This is a genomic window from Vulgatibacter sp., assembly GCF_041687135.1.
Classification (GTDB): domain Bacteria; phylum Myxococcota; class Myxococcia; order Myxococcales; family Vulgatibacteraceae; genus JAWLCN01.
Window position 1 is genome coordinate 676831 of the sequence record NZ_JAWLCN010000002.1, and the last position, 26206, is coordinate 703036.

The window sequence follows — 26206 nt, forward strand, 5'->3', positions numbered from 1 at the left end:
CCTTTCCCATCCGTTCCCCGCCGCTTCCCACCCGGCGCCGCTTCTGCCCAGCTGCGGCAGCCTTTTCCCGTCGGCGCAGCCTTTGCTCCTCGAGACCCGCAGCGAAGACCGCCTTGCTGGGTGGTCGGGAGGAGTGCGCGTGCCAGGCAGGAAGCTACAGGGAGCGTGGGCAATCGCATGCGCGGTGGCGCTGGCCGTCGCCTGCTCGCCGTCCGAGGGCGACGTGGTCGACCGGGATCCGGTGGGCGGCGGTGCAGGTGGCGACGGCGGCACCGGCGGGCTCGGCGGCAGCGGCGCCGTCGGCGGCATGGGCGGCAGCGGCGGCATGGGCGGCAGCGGCGGCAGCGGCGGGCTGGGCGGCATCGCTGCAGGTGGCAGCGGCGGCGCTGGCGGCGAGGGTGGAGCCGGCGGCAGCGGCGGCCCGCCGCCCGACATCAACACCGGCGAGAACCTCCGCTTCTGGCGGGCCGGCAACGGCGTGCCCGGTCCGGTGCGCTCGATCGCCGCGGACCGCGGCGGCAACGTCTGGGCGGCGAACGAGGCGGGCCTGCTCCTGCTGCGCGCAGGCAGCGAGACGTGGGAGAGCTTCGACGACGGCGACGGCGTCGCGCCCTACAAGACCATCGCCGTTGCAGGCGGCAGGGACGGGCAGGTCTGGGTCGGCTACGAGGGGCTCTTCCCCGACTCGAACTATTTCGACGATCCGCCCGAGATCGCCAAGAGCGGCGACGTGGATCTCTTCCAGCTCGACGGCGGCGGGCTCGAGCTGGTCCGCCACTACGACATCTCGACGCCCCCGGGCGTCGAGCCCGGCTACCCCGACGGACGCGACCTGCTCCGCACGTGCTACGAGATCGTGCCGGTGCTCGACGGGACCTGGGCCGGCGACGTCTGGTTCGGCTGCAACCACGGCGTGGCGATGTGGAGCAAGCGTTTCAACGAGATCCAGGAGCACCAGCACACGGCGATCTGGCGGGACGGCACCGACAGGACCGGCGACTTCCGTGGGCTGGCGCTGGCCCCGAACGGCAACATCTGGATGGCGGGCGCCCACAAGGGCGGCCTGCTCCGCTACGCCGACGAAGGCGGGCAATTCTGGGCGCGGTTCGAGCCGGAGGTCGACATCTGGCCGGAGGGCGTCGCCCTCGACGCGAAGGCCGACGATTGGACGATGGCGATCGTCGACGACGGCAACGGCGGGATCTGGGCCGGCAGTTTCGGCAACGGCCTCGCCCACATGGCGGCGGACGGCAGCTGGTCCTACCTGCAGACCGGGCAGGGGCTCCCCGACAACCGCGTCTACGACATCGCTCTCGACACCGACGGCAGCCTCTGGGTGGCGACCGACGCAGGCGTGGTGCGGCTGAAGAACGGGCGGTTCAGCAACACGCTCAACCCCGCCAGCGGGCTGCTCGGCACGCCGATGTCGGTGAGCATCGACCGGAGCACGAGCCCGCGGCGGGTGCTCATCGGCACCTCGGTGGGCGCTGCGATCTACGACGGCCCCTGACGCTGCTGCCGGTCGTGAAACGGAGAAGGCCCCGCGTTGTCGGCGGGGCCTTCTCGTTCTACCGGGCATTCTCGGCGAGCGCCTACTCCGCGGTCACCGTCAGGTCGAACGCGCCACCGGTGGTGCCGTCCTGGTTCGGCCAGGTGTCGACCACCACGAGATACTCGCCCGCAGCGACGTTGGTCAGCTCCACCCGCGAGAGGAAGTTGCCGGTGTTCACGTCGACGTCGTCGTTGCAGGCGAGGCCCGCGCCGTTGTCCTCACCGCAGCCCGCGTAGACGTAGAGCACGGTGTCGATCAGGGTGTTCTCGCTCTCGGTGCTGATCGTGAGCGAAGCCACGTCCGACTCGAGGACGATCTTGACCAGGCTCTCCGGGAGGAGGCCCGGGTAGCCCCACTGCTCGACGCCGCAGGAGGCGGGCGGCTCGTAGAGGCTGCGGGCGCCGCCGGTGACGTTGCCGGTGTGGAGGCCGCCGACGGTGGCGACCGCCGCGTCGCCGCAGGCGTTGACGCGCAGGGTCTGGAGGGTGACGCAGACCGGGGCGACGTCGACCGTCTCGCAGAGCTGGTCGTCGGCGCAGCGGTTGAGCAGGCCCTCGGGATCACAACCCTCGCCCTCGCCCACCAGCGGCGGCCGGATGAGCTCGGTCTGGATCGTGTCGCTCGTCATCTTGCCCGAGTCGACGAGGGTGATGTCGAGGCGCACCGCTGCAGCTGCAGCGGGGATCGCCTGGAAGAAGCCCTCGATGGTGCGGCCACCGGTGAAGGTCTTGCGGCCGGTCACCGCGGGATCGAAGGCGATGAAGACCTCCTCGACGGGCGTCGGCTGGATCCCCTCGAGCGGGATCACGTCGCCGGCCTGGTCGCGGAACTTCACGTTGACGCCGGTGGCGTCACCGTCCTCGTCGCCGCCGTCCACCGAGAAGATGAGGTCGTTGCCGACGCGGTTCGCGGTGGCGCCGGTGATCGTCGGCGCGTTGTTGGGCACGCAGACCCACTCGAAGTTCACGCTGGCGCAGCGCAGGCCCTCGTCGCAGGCGCCGTACTGCTCGGGCGGCAGGTTCGGCGAGGGGCAGGTCTCGCCCTCCTGGAAGACCGGCACCAGGATCGCGCCGAGCGCGTACTCGATCTCCTGCGCGGTCGCCTGCGAGTCGATCACGAAGTAGAGGACCTGGTCCTTCTCGACCCGGAGCTGGCCCGCGTTGATCTGGCCGGAGGCCACGTTGCAGGCGAGCTCGTTGGAGGTGTCGGCGCAGTCGCTGTGGAGCGAGACGACGATCTGGCCGGCAGGGGCGGCGCCCCAGATCAGGTTGCCGTTGTTGCCCGCGGTGTAGGAGTAGAAGACCTCGGCGCCGTCGCCGCCGCAGCTCGCCTCGAAGGTCGAGCTCGCGGCAGGGAGCTTGCCCTGGTGGACGCGGATGCGGTTCGCGTCGAGCTGCCCGACGGCGTTGAAGTTGAGGGGCGTGGCGCAGCTGTTCTGCTCGAAGGTGCACTCGGGGGAGCAGCCGTCGCCGGGCTGGGTGTCACCCTCGTCGCAATCCTCGCCATCGTCGACCACGCCGTCGCCGCAGACCCCGGTCTCGCCGCCACCGGCACCGCCGGAGCCGCCGGCGCCACCAGCGCCCCCGGTCGCCCCGGAGCCGCCGCTGCCACCCGTGCTGCCGCCACCACCACCACCGTCGCCGCCGCCACAGGCCACGAGGCCGGCGCTGGCGGCGAGAATCACTGCCGTAAGAAGCTTCCGCATACGTAACGCTCCTCGCGGACACACTCCCGGTGCGGGGTGCGCCCTCGTCTCTTCGCAAATCCAGCGAGCAGGCGCACGACTGTGTCGGGAAGCGACCGAGTGTGTCAAGGCGAGGGCGCGGTTGACGCGCTGCGATGCTGCGTTAAGTGGTGGGGGTGATGCGAACCTTCTCCATCGAAGAAGCGAATCGACTCGTCCCCTTCCTCCAGCACACCTTCGAGGAGGTCCGCGCGGCGATGGTGCTGGCGGCGCAGCTCACCGAGCAGCTGGCTGCCCGCGGCGACGCGTCGCCGCCAGGGGCCATCGTTCCCGAGGAGCTGCCAGCCGATCACCGGCAGATGCGGGAGGCCCGCGACGAGGCGGTCCAGCGCATCCGCGAAGGGATCGGCAGCGTGCTCGAACAGGGGATCGAGGTGAAGCGCCCGGATGGCCTGGTGGATTTTCCCACCCGCCGCAGCGGGCGTCCGGTCCACCTCTGCTGGCGCTTCGGCGAGACGAGCATCTCCCACTGGCACGAGCTGGCGGAAGGCTTCGGCGGCCGCCGGGCGATCGAGAACCCCGGCCGCTTCGAGCAGGCCTTCCTCAACTGATCGGTGCCGCCGCGCTGCAGCCCGTGCGTCTCGCGCGCCACGGCGATGCCCTCTTTCAGTCGATTTCGACGGCGGGGCGGAGGCCGTCGGCGAGTTCCGCGTGGCGGAGGAGGCGGGCCACGTCCTCGGCGGTGGCGTCCGGGCCGATGGCGTCGTAGGCCGCAGCGATCAGGTCGCCCAGCGTGGTCCGGATGCGCTTGCCGCTGCGGACGCTGGCGACGGGGGCGGGCTGGATGCGGGCTGCTGCGCTGGTGCCACGGCTCATGACGTCCTCCGGGGCGGCCGGTTGGTGAAGGGTTGTGGCCGCTTGGTTGCGTGGAGGCAAAGCAGCCGGCGTGCCAGCGCCCAACGACGCCGCAGCGCGGGTTTGGGCCCGCTCGCCTGCCTGGCGGCCTTACGTTTTTACAGGGTGCCGCTCCGAGGCCCCGGCATTCTTGCAACGGGCCCTGCGGCACCCTGTAAGCGCTACCGCCAGCGCCGCCGCGCGAAGATTGCGGCGAGGACGAGGCCCGCCGCCACCGAGCAGCCGGCGATGACCCACCAGATCGCCTCGACGCCGAGGCCGAGGGAGGTCGCGAGCAGGATGAGCGGCAGCCTCGCCCCGTGGGCGACGACGCCCACCCAGAGCGGCGGGAGCGTGTCGCCTGCCCCCTCGAAGGCGCCGGTGAGGACCTGCTCCACCGTCTGCGGCGCCAGCGAGAGCGCGACGATCGCGAGATAGGTCGCCCCAGCGGCGATGGAAGCGGGATCGGCTGTGAAGAAGCGGGCGAAGGTGGCGCCGCCGAGGGCCAGCACCACCGAGCAGGCCGCAGCCCACAGGCCGCCGTGCCACGCGGCGCGGACCGCCACCGCCCGGGCCCGCACCACATCGCCGGCGCCGAGCGCCTGCCCCACCAGCGCCTGCGCCGCCCCGGCGTAGCCCACCGAGGCCAGGTAGACCACCGACTCGCAGCGGTGGCCGATGGCCATGGCGGCGAGCTGCGCGGTGCCGAAGGCAGCCACCTGCGGCGTGATCCCCACGTAGATGCCGGCGAAGCCAGCGCCAAGGAGCGCCGAGGGGGTGCCGATCCGAAGGGTGGCGGCGATGCCGCCTGCGGTGGGACGCCCGCTGGCGAGCCCCTGCCTGCGCCGCACCACCGACCAGAGATAGAGGGCGGTGCCGGTCTGGGAGAGGCCGGTGGCGAACCCCACCCCGGCGACCCCGAAGCCCGGCAGCGGCCCCCATCCGAAGATGAGGAGCGGATCGATGAGGAAGTTGGCGAGCACCGCCACGAGGCCGGCGCGGGCAGGGGTTCTGGTGTCTCCGGTGGCGCGGAGAGCTGCGTCCGCCGCGTCGTGGGCGCACCAGGCCGGCGCGCCGATCACCAGGGCCCGGAGGTAGGCGAGGGCCTGTTCCCGTACGCCGGGGCTCCCGCCCTGGAAGTCCACGAGGGCCGGGGCAGCGAGCCAGAGGGCGAGGCCCGCAACCGCCGCCACCAGGAAGGCGGCGCCGAGGCCATCCCTGGCGGCGCGGCCCGCCGTCGCCGGGTCCCGGGCGCCGGTGGCGCGGGCTACCCGGGCGGCGAGGCCCACCGAGGCGGCGAGGCTCAAGGAGGTGAGGCCCCAGCCGAAGAAGGAGGCGGTGCCGAAGGCGGCGAGGCCGTCCGCGCCGAGCCTGCCGCACCACCAGGCGTCGGTGAGGACGAAGAGCCCCTTGAGCAGGGTCGTGCCGATCGCCGGGAGGGCGAGCCGGAGCAGCGCCCGGTCGAGGGAGGGAGGATGGGCTGCGACGGTGGGCGAGGGGAACGACACGGCCAGGCAGACCCCCGGAAAGCGGGCGCTTGTACCACGAACCGCCCCGAACTTTCGTTTGCGCCCCCGCTGGAAGGGTGGCAGATTCGGTTCCAACTCCCGGCTTCTCGGTTCTGAAGCCTGGGACGGGCCGCGGCCCTGGCCCCGAGGCCGGAGCGGCCTGCAAAGCTGGGGGACCCATGGGGATCCCCGCCGATCTGGATGGTTCGCCGCTGCCCTGCCTCCGTGTGGAGCAGGCCCGGCGGCAAAGGGATTTCTTCGAGCGCAGCTGGCCGGGCACCGAAAAGCCGCAGGCCCCGCTGCAGGGAAAAAGGGTTTCGTGGCGGGGACGGGGGCGTCTCCCGCCCGGTTTTCGCAGCCTCGAAAGGCTGCATCACCTCCGGACGCTGCCGGAGGCGCACGGGAGGAGAGGAAGCGCGGCCACCCCACCCCCGCAGGCAAAGGGGAAAGGGTCCCGCCCGGGCAGACATCGAGGGTCGATCAGCCCCACCCATCGAACCGTCGCCCCGCACCCGCGGTGTCCGTGCCGAACACGAGACGACTGCAGGGCGTTTCCTCTCGTGGAACCTTCGCCGGCGCCCAGGGCGCGGCCCTCAGAAGAGGTCCGCGCGAGGCTCCGCAATGTCTTCCATTCTGGTGATCAACGCCTCGGGCTCCGAGTCGCGGGTTGCCCTCATCGAAAACGGCCAGATCTCGGAGTTCTACCTCGAGCGGAACAAAGAGAAGGGGATCGTCGGCAACATCTACAAGGGCCGCGTGGTCCGGGTCCTCCCCGGCATGCAGGCCGCGTTCGTCGACATCGGCCTCGACAAGGCCGCCTTCCTCTACGTCTCCGACGTCTACTACGACCCCGACTTCTCCGATCAGCAGTTCGAGCTGACCGAAGGCGAGCACCCCGAGCACGAGGGTGTTCCCGACGAGTACGCCGCTGCGATGGCGCCCGCAGGCGAGGAGGAGGAGGAAGGGGCCGCTGCGCCCGCAGCCAACGGCGACGCCCGCAAGGCCGAGGCGAAGCCGAGCAAGGCCGAGCAGCAGCAGAAGGCCCGCGAGAAGAAGGAAGCCCAGAAGAAGGAGGTCAACATCCAGGACCTCCTCAAGGAGGGCCAGGAGGTCATCGTCCAGGTCGCCAAGGATCCCATCGGGACCAAGGGCGCCCGGATCACCTCCCACATCTCCATCCCGGGGCGGCACCTCGTCTTCATGCCCACCGTCGATCACGTGGGCATCTCGCGGCGCATCGAGAACGAGAAGGAGCGCCGCCGCCTCCGCGAGATCGTCGACGCGCTGCGCCCCCCCGGCACGGGCTTCATCGTCCGCACCGTGGCCGACGGCGTTCCCGCCGAGAAGCTGCAGGCCGACGCGCGCTTCCTCATCCACATCTGGAACGAAATCGGCCGCAAGAAGGACAAACTCGGCGCCCCCGCCCTGCTCCACCCCGATCTCGACATCGTGCTGCGCGCGACCCGGGACCTCTTCTCCGCCGACGTGGAGAAGCTGGTGATCGACGATCGTGCCGAGTACGAGCGGATCATGCGCTTCGTGCAGGCCACCGATCCGGCCCTCGCGTCGCACGTGGAGTACTACGACGGCGAGGATCCGATCTTCGACGCCTACGGCATCGAGCACGAGATCCAGCGGGCGCAGTCCCGCAAGGTGTGGCTGAAAAGCGGCGGCTACATCATCATCGATCAGGCCGAAGCGCTGGTGGCGATCGACGTCAACTCGGGGCGCTACGTCGGCAAGAAGTCGCTCGAGGAGACGATCACCAAGATCAACATCGAGGCCGCCAAGGAGATCGTCTACCAGCTCCGCCTGCGCAACATCGGCGGCATCATCATCATCGACTTCATCGACATGGACAAAGCCCAGAACCGGGACAAGGTCTTCAAGGCCTTGCAGGAGGCGCTGGGCCGCGACAAGGCGAAGACCAACGTCCTCAAGATCTCGGAGCTGGGCCTGGTCGAGATGACGCGCAAGCGCGTGCGCGAGTCGATCGGCAGGATGCTCAACGAGTCGTGCCCCTATTGCGAGGGCCGCGGCACGGTGAAGAGCAAAACGACGGTGGCCTACGAGATCTTCCGCGAGATCCGCCGCGAATCGTCGGCGTTCCGCGAGCAGCTCATCGTGGTCAACTGCCACCCCGAGGTGGCGCGGCTGCTCCAGGGCGAGGAGCGCGACGCCCTGCGCTTCCTGATGGACAAGCACAACAAGACCATCCAGGTGAAGCCGCAGCAGCACTACCACATCGAGCAATTCGACCTGTACGGCAAGCAGGAGAAGAAGGGCGAGCGCCAGCAGCAGCAGGGCGGGCAGCAGCGCCGGGACGGCAAGCGGGACGAGAAGCGGGAGGAGAAGCGCGGCGGCGGCCAGCAGCAGGCGCAGCAGCGGCAGGAGCGCGAGGGCCGGGGCGAGAAGCGCGAGGAGCGCGAAGGAAGGCAGGAACGCCGCGAGGAGCGGGAGCGCCGCGAGGATCGCGCCGCTGCGGCTCCGGCTGCACCGCCTTCCGAGGCACCGCAGGCTGCGGCGCCCTTCCCCACCGTGCCCGAGCACCGCAACGGCGCCAGCGCTGCCGAGGTCACCGCCTCCACCGCGGAGCCCGCAGCAGCTGCCGGCGCCGAAGCGAGCAAGGCCGGCGGCGAGCCCCCCGGCCAGGCGTGAGCCGCCCAGCGGCTCGATCCCCGGCGGAGCGGCAGCGCCGTTCCGCCGGCGACGTGGTCGCCGCACTGCCCGAGGTGCTGCGCGGCTTCGGCGCGGAGCGATTGCTGCTCCGCGCCGCAGCGCTCACCTACCTGACCATCGTCTCCATGGTGCCGCTGCTCGCGGTGGCCCTCTACGCGCTGCAGACGCTGCAGCTCGTCGATCTCCAGGAGCCGGTCCGCCAATTCCTCCTCGAAAACCTCGCCGTCGGCGTCCGTGAGGGCGTCGTCCGCGAGCTCTCCCAGGTGATCGAGAACGCCGGAGCCGGCGTAGAAGGAGGCCTCGGCCTCGTCTTCCTCCTCGGCTCCGCCGTCCTCCTCCTCCGCAACATCGAGAAGGCCTTCGACGACCTCTGGAGCATCCACGCGCCCCGGCCCATCGCGCAGGCGCTGCCCCGCTACCTCGGCCTGCTCCTCGCGGGGCCGGTGGTCCTCGGCCTCTCCCTCGCCGCCACCGCGGCGCTGCGCGCCCTCGCCGCGCTCTACCGGCTGCCCTTCGAGCAGCGCCTCGTCGCGCTCGTTCCGCTCGTGCTCTCGGCGGCGGGGCTCACCCTGATCTACGTGATCGCCCCGGCGGCGCGGGTCCGCTGGAAACCGGCGCTCCTCGCCGGCGTCCTCGCCGCGATCGTCTGGGAGCTCGCGAAGCTCGGCTTCGGCCAATACGCCGCCTACGCCGTGCGGACCGACTACCTCTACGGCCCCCTGGTCGCCATCCCGCTCTTCCTCGTCTGGATCTACGTCACCTGGCTCATCGTCCTCGCCGGCGGCAGGCTCGCCTTCGCCGTGCAGCACCCGCGGGCGCTGCGCCTCGCCGGCAACGAGGAGGCGCTCGCCCGGGTGCTCGAGGTTTCCGCCGCGCGCTTCGCCGTGGCGCTCGCCGCGGTGCAGCTGGAGCGGCGGGCAGCGCCCACCGTCCACGGCCTGGCGGTGGAGCTGGGCCTGCCCGAGGGGATGGTCCGCTCCCTCGCCGAAACCCTCGGCGGCGCGGGCCTGGTCGTCACCGGCGGCAAGCGGGTGGCGCTCGCGGTGCCCGCCGATCGGGCCTCGCTGGGCGAGGTCCTGCGGGCGGTCCGAGGGCAGATCTCCGCCCGGGATTTCGCCTCCGATCCAGCGGTGCAGCGCCTCGTTTCGCTGCTCCGGGAGGCCGACGGAGCTGCCGCCGCCTCGCTCGAAGGTCACCCTCTCGCCCATTTCGTCGGGGGTGTAGGCGACGGGAGCAGCGTGCCCCTTGCGAAAGCCTAACGTTTTGATAGGCTTAGGCCTCTTCCTCACCTGGCTGGCCACCAAGCGGCCTCCAGCAGATCCTGCCGTCGCGCGGAGTGGCCGATGCTCAAGTCCGACCTGATCAGCATTCTGGTCCAGAAGAAGGGGATCACCCAGAAGCAGGCGGAAGCGACGGTGGAGACGATCTTCGAGTCGATGAAGGTCGCGCTCTGCAAGGGCGAGAACATCGAGATCCGCGGTCTGGGCGCCTTCCACGTGAAGCATTACGAGGGATACCAGGGGCGCAATCCGAAGACCGGCGAGGTGATCCCGGTGAAGCCCAAGCGCGGGATCCTCTTCCGCACCGGCAAGGAGCTGCGCGACCGGGTCAACCGGGCCGCCGGGCAGCCGATGCCGGTGGACGACGACGACGGGGACGACGACTGATCGTCTCGGGTGAGGCGTGCGCCTCGAGGCCTGCGGTGCTCTTTCGAGAGCCGGCAGGCCTTTCTCGTTCCTGTGCGGCGATGTGGGCCGGGGCGGCACACGGAGAGCGGCAGCGGGCGGGGATCGAGGCCCGGGCCGGAATGCGAGCCGCCCCACGGCGTTTTCGGAGGCACCGTCCCTCCATTCCTCCGAGAGCCGAAGACCGATGAAGCGACTCCTCCTCCTCGCAGCGCTCACCACGCCAGGGTTCGTCCTCGCCGCCGTCACCGCGGACGCGGCGCCGCAGGCTGCCGCGCCTGCACCGGCCTCCGCGCCTGCGCCAGCGCCGGCTGCCGCTGCGGCAGAGGCGGTCCCCGCGGTCGGTGCCCGTTCGCACGAGGCCCATCCCGAGCTCGCCGGTCTGCCGGCGCAGGCCCTCGCGGTGCGGGTGGAGCCCGCGGGCGCCACCTCCCCCCTCGCCGTCGGCGTCTGGCCCGGCGCGCCCTACCAGGGAGCGCTGCTGGTCGTCGACGTGGCGGCACCTGCAGCGATCACCGACGCGACCGGCACCTTCCTCGGCAAGAAGCTGATCTGGCACCGCCTCGACGAGCGCACCTGGCGCGGCATGGGCCCGGTGCCCGACGACGCGAAGGTCGGCGGCGCCTCCCTCGCGGTGGAGGTGAAGGCAGGCGGCGCGAAGCTGAAGCGCACGATCGATCTCGAGGTGCGCCCCCTCGAATTCGACGCCGACGAGCTCCGCGTCGACCCGAAATTCACCAAACTTTCGAAGAAGGCCGCAGCCCAGGTGGCGAAGGATCGCGAGGCGATCGCCGCGATGTGGCGCAAGGGCTCCGCGCCGGCGCCGCATTTCTCGGCCAACTTCGTCGTGCCCCGCGCCGATCGCACCACTGCCCCCTATGGCACCCGGCGGGTCTACAACGGCAAGACCAGGAGCGTGCACCACGGCTGGGACATCGACGGCGACGTGGGCGACGAGATCCGCGCGCCCAACGCCGGCGTGGTGACCCTCGCCTCCGACCTCTACTACTCGGGCGGCACCCTCTTCGTCGATCACGGCGGCGGGCTCTACACCGGCTACTTCCACATGGATTCGTTCGCGGTGAAGCCGGGGCAGCGGGTCGAGGCCGGCGAGCTCCTCGGCACCGTCGGCAAGAGCGGCAGGGTCACCGGGCCGCACCTGCATTGGGCGGCGAAGATCGGCGGCCACTACATCCACCCGGCGAGCGTGCTCCTCTTCGACTTCACCCGGCCGATGGTCGGCGGGGCGGCTGCCGCCGACCCGGCGAGCGAGGGCCCGAAAGTGGTGCCCGCCGGGGCGACCCGGTAGCTTGTGCGCCATGCGGCGTTCTGCGCTCCCCCTACTCGTTCTGCTCCTCGGCGCCGGCTGTTCCCGGGCGGAGGCGCCTGCCCCTGCGGCTGCGCCCGCGCCGGCGGTGGCGGTTCTGGCAGAGCGGCCTGCGCCGGTCGTTCCGGCGGCAGGTGATCTGCCGCTGCCCGAGGCGGACGAGGTGCCGTCGTTTCTCGGCGGCGCCCCTTCTGCCGGCGCGGCGGTGGCTCCGCCCGTTCCCGTCGACGTCGTTCTCGACGAGGGCGCTGCGGCGGCTTGGGCCGAGGCGGAGGCGCCCGCCAGGGAGCCGACGCTGCGGGAGCTGATGCGCGGGGTCGAGCTGCACGAGGGCGGGGGCGACGAGGGCGGCTTCGCTGCGGTGGAGGAGGCGTCCGCGGCGCACGCGCCGTCCGGCGCCGTGGAAGCCGAGGAGGCGCCCCAGCGCGAGCCGACCTTGCGGGAGTTGATGCGCGGCGTGTCGGTCGGCGGTGTGGACGAGGGCGAGTCCTGGGCCTTCATCGGCGGCGGTACGGAGACACAGGCGCCTGCTGCAGAGGCAGCGCCATCCGAGGCCGCGCCTGCAGCGGTGGTGGCCGCGGCGCCCGATACGGAGGCGCCTGCGGCCGAGGCTGCGGCGCCGGCTGCGGCTCCCGAGGAGACCGACGCCTGCGCTCCGCTGCGGCGCCTCCTCGACAAGCGGAAGAACTTCATCCGCCGCACCGCAGCCGAGCGCGACACCTTCGGCTACGTCGAGAGCGAGGAGGACGTGGCCGCGCTGCGCCTGCTCCAGGGGCTGCACCGCTGCGCCCAGCATCCCGACGACGAGGATTGCAGGCAGAGGCCGATCGAGGTCGACATCAACGACCTCGTCGTCCCCTCCCACCAGATCGAGCGCGACCCCTCCGATTTGAACGCCGAAGGCCGCACGCCCGACGAGATCCCCCACGATCCGCAGGTGCTCGAGCTCCTCCACCAGCTGGAGCAATGCGAGCGCCGCGAGGTGGTGCAGCCGCTGCTGCAGCGCAGCAGGCGATGAGCACCGCAGCAGCCTCCTGGCACGCGCTCGACGACGCCCTCGCGCAGGCGCAGCGCCCGATCCGGATCCTGCGCGCGCTCGCCCGGATCCGAAGGTCCACGAGCGCTTCTTCGCCAGGGGATGCAGGGAGCTGGCCCGGATCTCCACCGCCGGGTGGCCGGGCTCAGGACGCCGCGACGCCTGCGGCAGGCGCCTGCCGCGGCGCGCGCTCCTGGCGCAGCCCCACCACCACCGCAGCGGCGAGGAGGACGCCGCCGCCGAGCTGCAGCGGGGTCACCGTGGCGCCGAAGAGGAAGGCGCCCAGGGCGATGCCGATCGCGGGCTCGAGCACGATCACCAGGTTCAGGGTGAAGAGCTTCACGTGGCGGGCGGCGTGGTTCATCAGCCCGTGGCCGAGGATCGTGGGCACGAGCACCAGCGCCGCGACCCAGGCCCACGAGGCAGGCGGGTAGTCGAGGACGCGGTCGCCGGCGAGGAGGACCACCGGCGCCACCAGCACCGCGCCGAAGGTGAAGACGATGCCGAGGAAGGCGGTCAGCGGCATCTCGGCCCGGGACCTGCGGGTCACCGGGATGAAGAGCGTGATCGCGAGGCCGGCGAGGATGCAGAGCAGGTCCCCGAGGAGCGCCGCCGGTCCCAGGCGGAGGTCGCCGCCGGCGATGATCGCTAGCCCCGAGGCAGCGAGCGCGAGGGAGATCCAGACGTCCCTGCCGGGACGCTCCCCGATCCAGAAACCGACGACCGCCGCCATCGCCGGCTGCGCCACGAGGAGGAGCAGGTTCGAGGCGTAGTCGGTGAGATCGAAGGCCTTCACCCAGAGCGCGAAGTGGGCGGCGAGGAGCAGCGCGCCCCAGGCGAGGCGGCGGAGGTGCGGGCGGGCGCTGGCGAGCTCGCCCCGGGCGGCGCTCCAGCCGAGGAGGAGGAGGCCGGCGCAGGCGAGGCGGAAGAGGACGAGGGCGTAGGCGTCGACATGCGCCATCACGAGGAAGGGGCCTGCCGTGGAGACGGCGAGCAGACCGAGGCTGAGGCTCATCCAGGCTGCTGCACGGGGCACGGGCGCTTCCTCGCTCGAAGGAGGCGCAGCTTGCACGGGGGGTGGGGGCGCGAGCAAGGGGAGCAATCGGCGATTCATGCAATGCGATCGCGTGGTGCATCTTGACCCGGGGGGTCGATGGAGGGTAAGGCCTCCCCCCACGCGACGGGGCCCACGCCCCGCCGGGGCCGGAATCCCTCCTTGACAGGAGGCATTTTTTCCCTAGAGTCGCGGGTTTCCGAGCGGCTGGCCGGTGGCGAACCGGTCACCTGCTGGTTAAACACTTTGCTTCGATGCGCGCCCCACAGAGCGGCGCGCTCGTTTAACGGCTGCGAGGGGAGGTGTACTGAATGCCGGGTGTGCGCGTGAAGGAAGGCGAAAGCTTCGAGAACGCGATGAAGCGCTTCAAGAAGCAGTGCGAGAAGGCGGGTATCCTCTCCGAGATCCGCAAGCGTGAGCATTACGAGAAGCCCTCCGTCAAGAAGAAGAAGAAGGCCCTCGCTGCCAAGAAGCGGGCCCTCAAGAAGCTCCGCAAGGCGGGCTTCTAAGGCTTCAGTTGCTCCGCGCCCTCTCTCGGAGGGTGCTCGTTGCGCGCCCGGTGACCGGTAGAACGGTCCTCGGGCGCGTGGCCGTTCAGGCGATCGAATTTCCGAAGACGAGGGCGATACCGCATGGCACTTCGCGAGCAGCTCGACGCGGACATGAAGACGGCGCTCCGGGAGAAGGACAGCTTGAAGCTGTCCACGGTCCGGATGATCAAGTCGGCGATGAAGTACAAGGAGACCGAGCCCGGTGCTGCAGGTCCCCTCGACGACGCCGGGATCCTCCAGGTCATCACCTCCGAGATCAAGAAGCGGCGCGACTCCGTCACCGAGTACGAGAAGGCCGGCAGGTCCGACCTCGCCGACAAGGAGAAGGCGGAGATCGCCGTTCTCCAGCACTACCTCCCCGAGCAGCTCACCGCGGCGGAGCTCGAGAAGGCCGTCGCCGACGCGATCGCGGAGGCAGGGGCAGAGGGCCCCAGGGACATGGGGAAGGTGATGAAGGTGCTCACCCCCCGGATCCAGGGTCGCGCCGACGGCAAGGTGGCGGCCGACCTGGTCAAGCAGAAGCTCGCCACCTGAAGCGACGCATTTGCTCATCGGCAAGGACAAAATCCGCGAAGTCGTAGAGCGCACCGACCTGGTCGCGCTCATCGGGCGCAACGTCCACCTGAAGAGGGCGGGACGCAGCTTCGTCGGGCTCTGTCCTTTCCACGGCGAGCGCTCGCCGTCTTTCTACGTGACCCCCGAGCGCCACAGCTACAAATGCTTCGGCTGTGGCAAGGGAGGAGACGCGATCCGCTTCCTCATGGAGTTCGAGGGCAAGGACTTCGTCTCGGCCGTGCGCGACCTCGCGCAGCAGGCGGGGGTGCAGCTCGTCCTCGATCCGGAAGAGGACAAGCGGCTCAAGGAGCGGCGCGAGCTGCTCTGGGCCTGCGACGTGGCGGCGCGTTTCTTCGAAGAGGTCCTCTGGTCCGAGGCCGGCGGACCCGGGCGCGGCCACCTGCAGCAGCGCGGCGTCTCCGACGAGACCGCCCGCGAAGCGCGGCTCGGCTACGCACCCGCCTCCTGGCAGGCGCTGCGCGACAGGCTCCACCGCGAAGGCGTCTCCCTCGAGGTGGGGCTCGTGGCGGGGCTGCTCGGCAAGAAGGACGATCGCTACTACGACAATTTCCGCGGGCGCCTGATGGTGCCGATCCGCGATCCGGAAGGGCGCGTGATCGCCTTCGGCGGGCGGGTGGTCGAGGGCGACGATCCGCGCAAGTACATCAACTCCCGCGAGACGCCCCTCTACGTGAAGAGCCGGGTGCTCTACGGGATGGACACCGCCCGGGAGTCGATCCGCAAGAGCTCCGCCGTGACCCTGGTCGAAGGCTATTTCGACGCGATCGCGCTGCGCGAGGTGGGGATCGGCAACGTGGTCGCCTTGTGCTCCACCGTGCTCACGCCCGAGCACATGAAGCTGCTCGAGCGGCTCGAGGTGGGCCGGGTCGACGTGGTGCTCGACGGCGACGAGGCGGGACGGCGTGGGGCGGCGAAGCTCGCGGGACCGCTCCTCGCCGGCGGGGTCGCCACCCGGGTGGTGGCGCTTCCCGACGGGCACGATCCGGACACGTTTCTGCGCGCGCACGGCAGGGCGGGCTACGACGCCCTGCTGCGTGAGGCGTTGCCCCTGTCGACCTTCGTGATCGATCGGGCGCTGGGGCCTGCCGGCGAGGCGTACGAGGAGAAGCTGCGGGCGCTCTCCGAGCTCCGGCCGGTGGTGGCGGCGCTGCCCGAGGGGGCGGCGCGGTCGCTCTTCCTCGCCGAGGTGGCGAAGCAGCTCGGGGTGGCGCCTGCCGACGTGGGGGCGTTCTTCCGGGGCGATCTGCGGCGGGAGGAGCCGCAGCAGCAGGGGCAGCGGCCCGGGATGGGTGCAGGGCCCGGTGCGGGGTACGGTCCTGGGCCTGGCTTTGGGCCCGGCAGGCCCTTCGAGCAGGGCAGGATGGCCCCGGGCCCCGGGCAGATGCCCGGGGGGCCGCAGCGCAGGGGGCCTGGCCGCTCCGCCCCCGTTCCGGCGCGGCGGCGGGAGCTCGAGCTGGTGGCGAGCCTTCTGGCCCACCCTTCCCTGCGGCAGGAGTTCGGGCCGGCGGTGGCGGCGCGGATCGGCCACCCGGACCTGCGTGAGCTCACCGGACTGCTGGTCGACGGTGCCCTCCCCGAGGAAGAGCTCCTTCCCAGGCTCGAGCCCAACCTGGCGCAGGCCCTCGCCTCCCGGGTGCGGGTGGCGTGGACCGCGGCGGAGAAGGATTTGCGGCGGGAGATCGAGGATGGCCTCCTCCACGTCGATCTCGAGAGGCTGCAGGGCGAGCGCACCGCCGTCATCGCGGAGCGCGACCGCCTGGAGCTCCAGCTGCTCCGCAGCTCGGAAAGCTCCGAGCAGTTCCGGGAGTTGAGTGCGGCCATACAGGAGTGTCGCGCGCAGGCCGAGTCCCTGCGCGAAGAGATGGAGCGCGTGCGCGCGCAGCTGCGCGGCGCGGCGTAGGAGAGAGGCCCACGGGGGCCTACGCAAGCCTACAAAACGTGGCTTGCGGTGAAATCGGCGGGAAGGGACGGAGCAGGCAAAGCCGTTCCCATCCCGAGAGAACAAGGGGCTCGCCCAGCGAGCCGCCGTCCGGTGGGGGCGGCGAACCCAGGGCGGGCCAGCAAGCAGGTTGGTCCACGAGGAGAGGTCCATGGCGCAGACGACGAGGCCTTCCGCAAAGAAGGATTCCAAGAAGGCCGGCGCGAAGGCCCCGAAGGCCGAGGCAGCCAAGAACGAGGTCCGCAAGGCCAAGGCCGCCGCGGGCAAGGAGTCGAAGGAAGAGAAGAAGGCTCCTGCTGCTGCTGCTGCGAAGAAGGCTGCGGCGGCTGCTGCGGCTGCGGAGAGGGAGAAGCCGAAGGCCAAGGTGGCGCCCCGGGCCGCGAAGGTGGCGGCGAAGGAGGCCAAGGCTGGCGCAGGCTCCGCCGCAAAGGCGAAGGCCGCTCGGGAGGCCAAGGCCCCCACCCTCCGCAAGGCGGGTCGCAAGGGCGAGGAGCGCGCTGCCGCCCCGGCTGCGCCCGACTTCGACGGCGCCGACGGCGAGGAGCCCTCCGCGGAGGAGCTCGCCGCCCTCGACATCCCCGAGGACGACGACGCCACCCCCCGCAAGCGCAAGAAGTTGACCTCTGCCGAGCGCGCGCGCCTCCCCTTCCCCGACGAGGACGTCGACGAGGACGACGACGACCTCGAGCTCTCCCTCGACGACGACGAGGAGGACGAGGGTCCCCGCACCGGCGAGCGCAAGGAAGTGAAGGCGCTCCTCGAGATCGGTCGCGAGAAGGGCTTCCTCACCTACGAGGAGGTCAACGACAACCTCCCCACCGACATGATGTCCGCCGATCAGATCGACGACGTGATGTCGATGTTCGGCGAGCACGACATCCCGGTCGTCGACGCCTCCAAGGTCGGCGGCGAGGGCGAGGCGAAGGTCACCATCGCCCCGACCGAGCCCGAGGCCGAGAAGGAAGAGGAGAAGGACGAGGACGACGACGCCGGCCTGGTCAAGTCCAACGACCCGGTGCGCATGTACCTGCGCAAGATGGGCTCGGTCTCCCTCCTCACCCGCGAGGGCGAGGTCGAGATCGCCAAGCGGATCGAGGACGGGGAGAAGGCCGTCCTCCGCGCCGTGTTGCAGGCGCCCCTCGCCATCGCCGAGATCGTGGAGCTCGGCGAGAAGCTCAAGAAGGGCAAGATCCGCGTCCGCGACGTGGTGAAGGATGCCCCCGAGCCGCAGGGCGAGCAGGAGAACGAGGCGGAGACCGAGGCCGAGACCGAGGGCGACGAGGAGTCCGCCGCCCTGGCCAAGAGCGGCGCCGAGGCTGCGAAGACCGAGCAGACGATCAAGCTGATCGACAAGATCAAGAAGCTCGACGGCCAGGTCGTGAAGATCCAGGAGGCCCTGGAGAAGCCGCGGCTCGCCGAGAGCACCGCCAAGAAGCACCGCAACGAGATCAAGGTGCTCCAGGACGAGATGTTCGAGCTGCTCGAGGAGCTCAAGCTCAACAAGAAGCAGATCGATCGCATCGTCGCCAAGCTCAAGGACATCATCCACCGCGTCGAGGAGGCGGAGGGTGAGGTGAAGAGCGTCGAGGCCCGGGTGGGCATGGACGCCGCCGCCTTGGCCGAGCTCGCCCGCGGTTTGCGCGACGGCAAGGCGAAGCTGCCCCGCAAGCTCGAGCTGGGTGAGGACGAGGTCGAGGAGCTCGACCGCCAGGTCCGTTCCGCGACCCGCCGGATCAACAACGCGCTCTCCGAGGCGAAGCTCGCCGACAAGGCCGAGCGGAAGACCGGCGGCGTGGAGAAGTGCATCGCCGACCTGCGCTCCACCTACGAGGAGCTGGTCGAGGGCGAGCGCCGGGCCGAGCGGGCCAAGAGCGAGCTCATCGAGGCCAACCTGCGCCTCGTGGTCTCGATCGCGAAGAAGTACACCAACCGCGGCCTGCAGTTCCTCGACCTGATCCAGGAGGGCAACATCGGCCTGATGAAGGCCGTGGACAAGTTCGAGTACAAGCGCGGCTACAAGTTCTCGACCTACGCCACCTGGTGGATCCGGCAGGCCATCACCCGCGCGATCGCCGATCAGGCCCGCACCATCCGCATCCCGGTGCACATGATCGAGACGATCAACAAGCTGATCCGCACCAGCCGCTACCTGGTGCAGGAGATCGGCCGGGAGCCGACTCCGGAGGAGATCGCCGAGAAGATGGAGCTTCCGCTCGAGAAGGTGCGGAAGGTCCTCAAGATCGCCAAGGAGCCGATCTCGCTGGAGACGCCGATCGGCGAGGAAGAGGACAGCCACCTCGGTGACTTCATCGAGGACAAGGCGATCGTCAGCCCCTCGGACGCGGTCATCAACATGAACCTCGCCGAGCAGACGAGGAAGGTGCTGGCCACCCTGACGCCGCGCGAGGAGAAGGTTCTCCGCATGCGCTTCGGCATCGGGGAGAAGAGCGACCACACGCTCGAAGAGGTGGGCCAGGACTTCGAGGTGACCCGCGAGCGCATCCGCCAGATCGAGGCGAAGGCGCTCCGGAAGCTCCGGCACCCGAGCCGCAGCAAGCGCCTCAAGAGCTTCGTCGATACCTAAGAAGAAAGGCCCGCGCCGCCCGGTGTTCACACCGAGGCGGCGCGGGCGTATAAGGGCGCCGCGAGCAGGTTTTGGGCCCATAGCTCAGCGGTAGAGCCGTCGACTCATAATCGAACAGACGCAGGTTCGAATCCTGCTGGGCCCACCACTGTTGCTCTTTGCAGAACCGGGTGAAAAAGGAGAGGACGTTGCGAGATCAGCTGAAGGCTCTCGAGGCCCTGCAGACGATCGATGTACAGATCGCGGAACTTCTGCGGAGCGGCGAAGAGCACCCCCGCAAGCTTGCCGAGTTGGAGTCCCAGCTGGGCGCGGCACGGGGAGCGGTCGAGACGGAGCGAAGCCGGCTCACCGAGATTGAGCGGCAGAAGAAGACGCTCGAAGAGCAGCTCGCCGCCGACAAGGACAAGGTGAAGAAGTGGGAGGGCCGCTTGAGCGAGCAGCGCTCCACCCGCGAATACAGTGCTCTCGCTCGCGAGATCGACATCGCGAAGAAGCAGAACGAGACGGCATCGGAAGAGGTCGTCGAGCTGGCGCGCCAGGCGGAGGCTGCCCGCAGCATCGTCTCTGAGCGCGAGACCTCGTTCAAGACCGCCGAATCGGCGATCGTGGCGCAGATGCAGACCATCCGCGCGGCGATGGCCGACATCGACGGACGCCGCAAGAACCTCGACGAGAAGCGCGCGGAGGCGGCGAAGGCCGTGCCTGCCAGCACGCTGCGCAAGTACGAGGTCATCCAGAAAAAGCGCACCACTGCAATCGTGCCGGTCGTCGCCGGCGCCTGCCGCGGCTGCAACATGAACCTGCCGCCGCAGATGAACAACGAGCTGCGCGCGACCGGCCGTATCGACAGCTGCCCGTCGTGCTTCCGCATGATCTACGCAGCAGAGGCCTACGCGGACCAGGCCGAAGCCTGATCGCCCAACGCCGCGTGGCACGCAGAAGGCCGCCGCCCCACCGAGGGAGGCGGCCTTTTTCTTTCCGCGGAAACACCTGTCAGCTCTCGTCTGGCTCCTCCGCCCGTGGAGGACGCTCCAGCGGCTCCTCCGAGAGAAGCGAGCCGTCCGGCATCCGGAACTGGAGCAGGCCCCCCACCACCTCGCAGCGGAAGCCGCCCTCATGCACGAGGGTGTGGTGCCGTTTGCAGAGGAGCAGGAGGTTGTCGAGGTTGGTCGGGCCCCCTTGCGCCCAGTGCACGATGTGATGGGCGTCGATGAACGCCTCGTTCGAGCAGCCGGGGAAGCGGCAGCATCGGTCGCGGATGAGGAGCGCCGTCTCCTGCTTCTCCGTCGGCACCCGGGATCGTCTGCCGATATCGAGCAGGTTCCCATCCGGCCCGGCCCGCACCGGCACGATGGTCGCCGCGCACGTTTGTCGCCGCGCGGTTTCCGCGGAAATGGCGGTGCCATCGGCAAACCAGGCGATCCCACTCGAAGCCAGCGTCTGCCGGTCCGCAAAGAGCGCCACCGAGTTGGGGCGCCGCGCTCCAGGCCCCAGCCCGCCCTGGAGCCACGACTCCGAGAGGGCGACCAACGCCTCGACCCGGCCATGTGCACTCGGCTGTGGTGGCGTCGGTGGTAGCTCCGGCCAGTCGCCGCCCGACGGCTCGGAGGAGCCGGGCCCGGGTTCGGGCGGCGATTCGCTCATCGGCGCGGGCTCCCGCTCTCCCTCCCGCTGCTCCTCCGCCGCCTGTTCCGTCGCCGCAGGCGCGTCCCCGCCAGCGCGCTCGGCTGCATCCGCCGCCTCCCCACCGCCTGGAGCCCGCGCGTTCCGCCGCAGCTTGCGCCCCTCGATCATCTCCAACTGCACCGCGTCGAGCGCCATCACGATCAGCGCGATCTGCTCGTCCCGCGCATAGACCTCGAGCACCGACATCCCGTCGCCCAGCGACCGGCGCTTGGCATACGGCTTGAGCAGCACCGACTCCGGCGACGGCAAGCCCTCCGCCGCCGCCTTCGCCGTTGCGACCGCGTGGACGAAGCGCTCGAGCTTCGCAGCCGGCAGCTTCTTCGCCAACGTGAGCAGCGCCTCCTCCGTCTCGACCTCCGCCGCCCGCGTGATCGCCCGCACCTGCGAGTAGCTGACCTCCCCCGCCCGCAGCGCCGCATCGATCAGCGGCAGCCGGGCGATCGCATGGGCCACGCGCACCTGCTCCTTCGCTGCGCCGACGCCGATCCCGACCTTGCTCGCCAGCCAGTGCGCGCAGCTCTTGAACCCGCCGTCCGTCCAGAAGCCCGCCTCGTCGCAGCGCCGCACCAGGCCGAGCAGCCGGTGGATGGCCGCGTCGACCTGCGCCGCCGCCTCGGCCAACTCACGCTCGAGCGCCTCGCGCCGCCCCCTGCGATCTGCGCCCCACTTCGGCCCGTCTTCCCGAACCAACCAGAGTTCCGCCATGGCCCCTCCCCTTCACCCGGCGGAACGCTACCAGCCCCCTCTGACATTGGACCCGACCGCCACCGCACGAGCGCCCGTGTAATGCCCGCCGCCTCGTGGCAGATTGCGCCCAATGGACAAGCCGTCGCCCGCAGAAGTCCTCCGCTTCATGGCCCGCGAAGAGGCCTTCGAGCACACCCTCCAGGCGCACCCGGCCCTCGCCCGCGCGGACCTCGCCTCGCTCCTCGAGAACGCGGCCCGGATCTACGCCGCCCGGGAAGAGGCAGCGCTCGATAAGGCCCGCGCCGCAGCGCCCGCCCCCGAGCAGCCCGCACCGGCAGCGCGCCCCGTGCGCAAGGTGCCGGTCGGCGCCCACAAGCGGCTGCGCGTCTATTCGGACGGCGCCGCCCGCGGCAATCCCGGCCCTGCCGGCGCCGGCGCGGTGATCGTCGCCCCCGACGGCGAGATCATCGAGCGGCTCGGGCGCTTCCTCGGCAACAACACCAACAACTACGCCGAATACATGGGCCTGCTCATCGGCCTCGAGCGCGCCCACGAGCTCGGCGCCCGCGAGGTCGAGGTCCTCGCCGACAGCCAGCTGATGATCCGCCAGCTCGGCGGCTCGTACAAAGTGAAGGCCGAGAACCTGAGGCCCCTCTACCTGGAGGCGCTCGCGCTTCTGCGCGGCTTCGACGCGGTGAAGCTCGTGCACGTGCCCCGCGAGCAGAACAAGGACGCCGACGAGATGTCGAACCGCGCGATCGACGAACGGATGTAGCCCTTCCGCAAGCGAGGCACGAGATGAACGCCATGGACACGAGCGAGCCCGATCCCGGTCCGGGGCAGGCCCCTGCCGCGGTGCTCGAGGTGGAGCAGCTCCGCTTCACCTATCCCGGCAACCGCCCCGCGGTGCGCGGGATCTCGTTCGCGGTGCGCCGTGGCGAGATCTTCGGGCTCCTCGGCCCTTCCGGCGCGGGCAAGAGCACCACCCAGCGTCTTCTCCTCGGCCTGCTCCAGGGCTACGAGGGCTCGATCCGGCTCTTCGGCGAGGAGCGCTCGCGCCTCGGCCCGGCGCTCTTCGAGCGCGTCGGCGTGGGCTTCGAATTCCCCAAGCTCTACGGCAAGCTCACCGCTCGCGAGAACGTGCAGCTCTTCGCCTCGCTCTACCGGGGCGAGACGGAGAGCCCCGAGGCGCTGCTCCGCGAGGTCGGCCTCGAGGACGCCGCCGATCAGCGCGTCGCGCATTTCTCCAAGGGGATGAAGATGCGCCTCGATCTCTGCAGGGCCCTCGTGCATCGCCCCGAGCTCGTCTTCCTCGACGAGCCCACGTCGGGACAGGATCCCGCCAACACCCGCCGGATCGAGCAGCTCCTCCTCGATCGCAAAGCACGGGGCCGCACCATCTTCCTCACCACCCACGACATGCACGTGGCCCGCTCGCTCTGCGACCGCGTCGCGTTCGTGGTCGACGGGGAGATCCGCGCGCTCGACACGCCGCGGGCACTGACGCTCGCCCACGGCGAGCGCCGGGTGCGAATCGAGCGTCGTGATGCAACCGGCCGCCTCCTTCTCGAGACCTTCGCCCTGGACGGACTCGCCGACGAAGCGGCGTTCCAGGCGGCGCTGCGGACCGGCGGCGTCGAGACGCTCCACACCAGCGAGGCCGGCCTCGACGAGGTCTTCCTGCGGGTCACCGGCAGGGCCCTCTCGTGAGGCTTGCAGCCGCCCTCCGCAACGACGTCCGCCTCCAGGTGCGCCACGGCTTCTACGCAGCCTACGCGGTGGTGATCTGCGCCTATCTCGTCCTGCTCCACGCGTTGCCGCCCCACGCCAGGGAGGTGCTCCTTCCCCTGCTGGTGCTCACCGATCCGGCAGTCTACGGCTTCGTCTTCGTCGGCGGCATCCTGCTCCTCGAGCGGAGCGACGGCACCCTGGAGAGCCTCTTCGTCTCGCCCTTGCGGCCGCTGGAGTACGTCGCCTCGAAGGCCCTCTCCCTGGGCCTTCTCGCCCTGGCGAGCGCATTTGCCCTGGTGCTTCCCGTCACCGGTCTCCCCGCCCACCCCCTCGTCTTCGCTGCAGGCGTCGGGCTCACCGCCACGTTCTTCGTCTGCATCGGGATCGCCGCGGCGACGCGCTTTCGCTCCTTCGTCTCCTTCATGCTCGGCGCGGGGATCGGAATTTCGGTCTTCTTCCTGCCGGTGCTGCGGCCCTTGGGGCTCCTCGACACGCCGTGGCTGCGGCTCCTGCCCACCGACGCCACGCTCCGCCTCGTCGGCCTCGGCCTCGGACGCGGCGATGGCCCCCTCGCCCTCCCCCTCCTCGTCCTCGCAACCAGCAACGCCGCAGCCCTCGTCTGGGCGCTGCGCTGGCTCGACCGCCACGTGATTGCGTCCGGCGCGGTGCCGACAGCGAAGGCCACGCGCCACCGCGCCGTGCCCACGAGACCGGGCCGCCTCGCAGCCCTTCTCGCCGCCGATGGCCGCAACCTCACCCGCGACCCGGTGCTCCTCTTCGTCGCCCTCTTCTTCGTCCCCCTGGGCCTCGCCGTCCGCTTCGGCCTACCCGCGCTGCAGGCATGGCTCGCCCAGGATCTCACGCCCTGGCTACCCCTGCTCGCGGCCTTCCTGATCACCACCACCCCGCTCACCTTCGGCTGGGCTGCAGGCTTTCTCCTCCTCGACGAGCGCGACGAGGGCGTCCTCACCGCCTTCGCGGTGACGCCCTTCTCCGCACGGCGCTTCCTCGCCTGGCGCCTCGCGCTGCCCACCGCGGTGGGCTTCGGCGCCGCGCTCCTCGTGCTGCCGCTCGCCGGTCTCGGCGCAGCGCCCGATGCCCTCCTCGCCGCAGCAGCGGTCGCCGCGCTGGAGGCGCCGATCTACGCGCTCTTTCTCGCATCCTACGCCGCGAACAAGATCGAGGGGATGGCGCTGGGCAAGATGGCGAGCCTGGTCTCCCTAGGGCCGCTGGCGCTCCTTTTGCCTTGGCCCTGGCAGGCAGCGGGCACGATCCTTCCGCCCTATTGGATCGCCCGCACGCTCACCGACGCCTCGCCCTGGCCCGCCTGCGCCGCGGGCCTCCTCCTCCACCTCGGCCTGCTCCTCCTGCTCCGCCGGCGCTTCGTCACCAGCGCGGCTTGACCGCACCTCCGCGGCCTTGGGGGAGCGCTCCCGGCGAGCGGGCTTGCCGCCCGCCGCCTCACGCTGTGCGTGCCGCCGCCCACTCGTGCCGCCAGGCTTCGGCGCGATCCAGATCGGCGATGGGCCGCAGCATCTGCGGGTCGAAGGGCCGCGGGGCGAGCCCCCGGCGCAGCCGGTCGGGCCAGTCGGGAGCGGCCAGCGCGGCGCGGCCCAGCGCCACGAAGTCCGCTCCGCCCTCCTCGAGCAGCGCCGCTGCCCGGCCCTCTTCGTCGAGCGAGCCGTTCGCCACCACCGGGAGCCCGGCGTGCCGCCCGGCCAGGGCGGCGAGGCTGGGGCCGCTGCCGAACGCCGGCTGCCACGCCCGGAACTCGGTGGTGTGCACGTAATCGGCGCCGGCCTCGGCGACCGCACGGAAGACGACGGCGGCGTCGGCCTCCGCGCCGGCCCAGCGATGCTCGAAGTCGTTCACCTTACCTTGGCTCACCCGTACGCCGACGAGGAAATCCTGCCCCACGCGGGCTCGCACCGCGGCGGTGGTCTCGGCGATGAGCCGCACCCGGCTCTCGACCGGACCGCCGTAGCCGTCCTCCCGGCGGTTGGTCGTCTCGGTGAGGAATTGGTCGAGCAGGTAGCCGTTGGCGCCGTGCACCTCGACACCGTCGAAGCCAACCTCCCGCGCCAGCGCGGCGGTGGCAGCGAAGCCCTCGATGATCGACTCGATCTCGGCCAGGGTCGCCGCCCGCGGGAGGGGAAACGGACCGCTGCCCCGGTAGAAGGCAAGCTGCTGCCCCTTCGGCCGCATCGCCGAAGGTCCGATCGATTCGTCGCGGAAGCGATTGCCCTGCGAGAGCGCGCCTGCGTGCATGAGCTGCAGGACGATGCGCCCGCCTGCCCCATGGACGCGCTCGACCACCCGGCGCCATGCAGCCGCCTGCGGAGCATCGGTGAGGCCCGGTTGGTGGAGGTAGCCCTGGGCGTGGGCGCGGTCGGTATAGCAGCCCTCGGTGATCACCAGGCCGAAGCCGCCGGCGGCGAAGCCCGCGTAGTAGGCCGCCATCTGCTCGGTGGCGAGGCCTTCTGCGGTGGCGCTCACCCGGGTCATCGGCGCGACGACGAGGCGGTTGGGAAGGCGCAGCCTCCCCAGCCGGCCCGGCTCGAAGAGCGAGGTGGCTGCCCTCATCGCCCCGCCCCGCCGCGCAGGATGGCGATCGCCTCGATCTCGATCATCGCCTCGGGGGTGTAGAGCCCCTTCACCTCGACGATGCTGTCTGCAGGCCAGGGCTCGGTGAAGTAGCGGCGCCGCAGCTCGACCACCTGCGGGAAGTGCCCCATGTCGGTGACGAAGATGGTGACCTTGACCACGTCCCCGAGCGAGGCTCCCGCGGCGACGAGCGCCCGCCGTAGGTTGGAGAAGGCCTGCTCACCCTGGGCGGCAAAGCCCCCCGGCACGATCCTGCCCTCTTCGTCGTAGCCGGCCTGGCCCGAGACGTAGATTGTCTCGCCGGCGCGGATGGCCTGGGAGAGCAGATAGGGCGCGTAGGGATCGGGCTGGGTAACGATTTTCTCGATCGACACGGGGACCTCCAGGTCTTGCTGCGCCAGAGGGCGCAGCGCGGGTTTGCAAGGCTTG

The 26206-nt window shown here is 70.8% G+C and carries 22 protein-coding genes and 1 tRNA gene; 16 read left to right on the forward strand and 7 right to left on the reverse strand.

What is annotated here, in order from left to right; translation table 11 throughout:
* The first annotated feature begins 184 nt into the window (after nt 1-184).
* The gene (locus ACESMR_RS06775) at nt 185-1510 is read left to right on the forward strand and encodes a two-component regulator propeller domain-containing protein (protein WP_373046187.1); all 1326 of its coding nucleotides are present in this window, start codon (nt 185-187) and stop codon (nt 1508-1510) included.
* A gap of 82 nt (nt 1511-1592) precedes the next feature.
* Here the strand turns inward: ACESMR_RS06775 and ACESMR_RS06780 are convergent, their stop codons facing one another.
* Entirely contained in the window at nt 1593-3257 is a 1665-nt protein-coding gene (locus tag ACESMR_RS06780) for a hypothetical protein (protein ID WP_373046188.1), read from the reverse strand.
* A gap of 158 nt (nt 3258-3415) precedes the next feature.
* Here ACESMR_RS06780 and ACESMR_RS06785 point away from each other — a divergent pair, with 158 nt between their 5' ends.
* The gene (locus ACESMR_RS06785) at nt 3416-3847 is read left to right on the forward strand and encodes a DUF2203 domain-containing protein (protein WP_373046190.1); all 432 of its coding nucleotides are present in this window, start codon (nt 3416-3418) and stop codon (nt 3845-3847) included.
* A gap of 55 nt (nt 3848-3902) precedes the next feature.
* On the opposite strand, the gene ACESMR_RS06790 is transcribed toward ACESMR_RS06785, so the two are convergent.
* Complete coding sequence (locus ACESMR_RS06790; protein WP_373046191.1) at nt 3903-4112, reverse strand: hypothetical protein; 210 nt, start codon at nt 4110-4112, stop codon at nt 3903-3905.
* Between the two features lie 200 nt (nt 4113-4312).
* The gene (locus ACESMR_RS06795) at nt 4313-5638 is read right to left on the reverse strand and encodes an MATE family efflux transporter (RefSeq protein WP_373046193.1); all 1326 of its coding nucleotides are present in this window, start codon (nt 5636-5638) and stop codon (nt 4313-4315) included.
* A gap of 621 nt (nt 5639-6259) precedes the next feature.
* Between ACESMR_RS06795 and ACESMR_RS06800 the strand changes: the two genes are divergently transcribed.
* The 5 genes from ACESMR_RS06800 to ACESMR_RS06820 all read left to right on the forward strand — a co-directional run bounded on the left by ACESMR_RS06800 (nt 6260) and on the right by ACESMR_RS06820 (nt 12347).
* A complete protein-coding gene (locus tag ACESMR_RS06800; protein ID WP_373046194.1) occupies nt 6260-8296 on the forward strand; it encodes a ribonuclease E/G in 2037 nt (678 codons plus the stop codon).
* Nucleotides 8293-9576 (forward strand): YhjD/YihY/BrkB family envelope integrity protein, encoded by a 1284-nt coding sequence (locus ACESMR_RS06805; protein ID WP_373046195.1) that lies wholly within the window; start codon nt 8293-8295, stop codon nt 9574-9576. The genes ACESMR_RS06800 and ACESMR_RS06805 overlap by 4 nt, the downstream gene beginning before the upstream one ends.
* 84 nt (nt 9577-9660) lie before the next feature.
* Entirely contained in the window at nt 9661-9984 is a 324-nt protein-coding gene (locus ACESMR_RS06810) for an HU family DNA-binding protein (RefSeq protein WP_373046197.1), read from the forward strand.
* A gap of 205 nt (nt 9985-10189) precedes the next feature.
* Complete coding sequence (locus ACESMR_RS06815; protein WP_373046199.1) at nt 10190-11311, forward strand: M23 family metallopeptidase; 1122 nt, start codon at nt 10190-10192, stop codon at nt 11309-11311.
* Between the two features lie 10 nt (nt 11312-11321).
* On the forward strand, nt 11322-12347 hold the full coding sequence (locus ACESMR_RS06820; protein ID WP_373046202.1) for a hypothetical protein: 1026 nt from the start codon (nt 11322-11324) through the stop codon (nt 12345-12347).
* Nucleotides 12348-12510: 163 nt separating this feature from the next.
* On the opposite strand, the gene ACESMR_RS06825 is transcribed toward ACESMR_RS06820, so the two are convergent.
* Nucleotides 12511-13380 (reverse strand): DMT family transporter, encoded by an 870-nt coding sequence (locus ACESMR_RS06825; RefSeq protein WP_373046203.1) that lies wholly within the window; start codon nt 13378-13380, stop codon nt 12511-12513.
* A gap of 350 nt (nt 13381-13730) precedes the next feature.
* Between ACESMR_RS06825 and rpsU the strand changes: the two genes are divergently transcribed.
* The 6 genes from rpsU to ACESMR_RS06855 all read left to right on the forward strand — a co-directional run bounded on the left by rpsU (nt 13731) and on the right by ACESMR_RS06855 (nt 19983).
* Nucleotides 13731-13928 (forward strand): 30S ribosomal protein S21, encoded by a 198-nt coding sequence (gene rpsU, locus ACESMR_RS06830; RefSeq protein ID WP_373046205.1) that lies wholly within the window; start codon nt 13731-13733, stop codon nt 13926-13928.
* A 123-nt stretch (nt 13929-14051) separates the two neighbouring features.
* The gene (locus tag ACESMR_RS06835) at nt 14052-14504 is read left to right on the forward strand and encodes a GatB/YqeY domain-containing protein (RefSeq protein WP_373046206.1); all 453 of its coding nucleotides are present in this window, start codon (nt 14052-14054) and stop codon (nt 14502-14504) included.
* 10 nt (nt 14505-14514) lie between these two features.
* Complete coding sequence (gene dnaG / locus ACESMR_RS06840; RefSeq protein ID WP_373046207.1) at nt 14515-16446, forward strand: DNA primase; 1932 nt, start codon at nt 14515-14517, stop codon at nt 16444-16446.
* 190 nt (nt 16447-16636) lie between these two features.
* A complete protein-coding gene (gene rpoD / locus ACESMR_RS06845) occupies nt 16637-19069 on the forward strand; it encodes an RNA polymerase sigma factor RpoD (RefSeq protein WP_373046209.1) in 2433 nt (810 codons plus the stop codon).
* 73 nt (nt 19070-19142) lie between these two features.
* Nucleotides 19143-19217 (forward strand) — tRNA-Ile (locus ACESMR_RS06850).
* Nucleotides 19218-19257: 40 nt separating this feature from the next.
* Nucleotides 19258-19983: a zinc ribbon domain-containing protein gene (locus tag ACESMR_RS06855; RefSeq protein WP_373046210.1), complete on the forward strand. Its 726-nt coding sequence runs from the start codon at nt 19258-19260 to the stop codon at nt 19981-19983.
* A gap of 79 nt (nt 19984-20062) precedes the next feature.
* Here ACESMR_RS06855 and ACESMR_RS06860 read toward each other — a convergent pair whose 3' ends face one another.
* On the reverse strand, nt 20063-21460 hold the full coding sequence (locus ACESMR_RS06860; RefSeq protein WP_373046211.1) for an HNH endonuclease signature motif containing protein: 1398 nt from the start codon (nt 21458-21460) through the stop codon (nt 20063-20065).
* A 112-nt stretch (nt 21461-21572) separates the two neighbouring features.
* On the opposite strand from ACESMR_RS06860, the gene ACESMR_RS06865 reads away from it, so the two are divergent.
* From ACESMR_RS06865 to ACESMR_RS06875, 3 genes are read left to right on the forward strand one after another with little or no spacing between them, the layout of a single operon-like run.
* The gene (locus tag ACESMR_RS06865; protein ID WP_373046212.1) at nt 21573-22217 is read left to right on the forward strand and encodes a ribonuclease HI family protein; all 645 of its coding nucleotides are present in this window, start codon (nt 21573-21575) and stop codon (nt 22215-22217) included.
* A gap of 23 nt (nt 22218-22240) precedes the next feature.
* On the forward strand, nt 22241-23152 hold the full coding sequence (locus ACESMR_RS06870) for an ABC transporter ATP-binding protein (protein ID WP_373046214.1): 912 nt from the start codon (nt 22241-22243) through the stop codon (nt 23150-23152).
* Nucleotides 23149-24576 (forward strand): hypothetical protein, encoded by a 1428-nt coding sequence (locus ACESMR_RS06875; protein WP_373046215.1) that lies wholly within the window; start codon nt 23149-23151, stop codon nt 24574-24576. The genes ACESMR_RS06870 and ACESMR_RS06875 overlap by 4 nt, the downstream gene beginning before the upstream one ends.
* 58 nt (nt 24577-24634) lie before the next feature.
* Here the strand turns inward: ACESMR_RS06875 and ACESMR_RS06880 are convergent, their stop codons facing one another.
* Both ACESMR_RS06880 and ACESMR_RS06885 read right to left on the reverse strand, forming a co-directional pair.
* Entirely contained in the window at nt 24635-25756 is a 1122-nt protein-coding gene (locus ACESMR_RS06880; protein ID WP_373046217.1) for an NADH:flavin oxidoreductase, read from the reverse strand.
* On the reverse strand, nt 25753-26151 hold the full coding sequence (locus ACESMR_RS06885; protein WP_373046218.1) for a RidA family protein: 399 nt from the start codon (nt 26149-26151) through the stop codon (nt 25753-25755). Before ACESMR_RS06885 ends, ACESMR_RS06880 begins: the two co-directional genes overlap by 4 nt.
* Between the last annotated feature and the right edge of the window lie 55 nt (nt 26152-26206).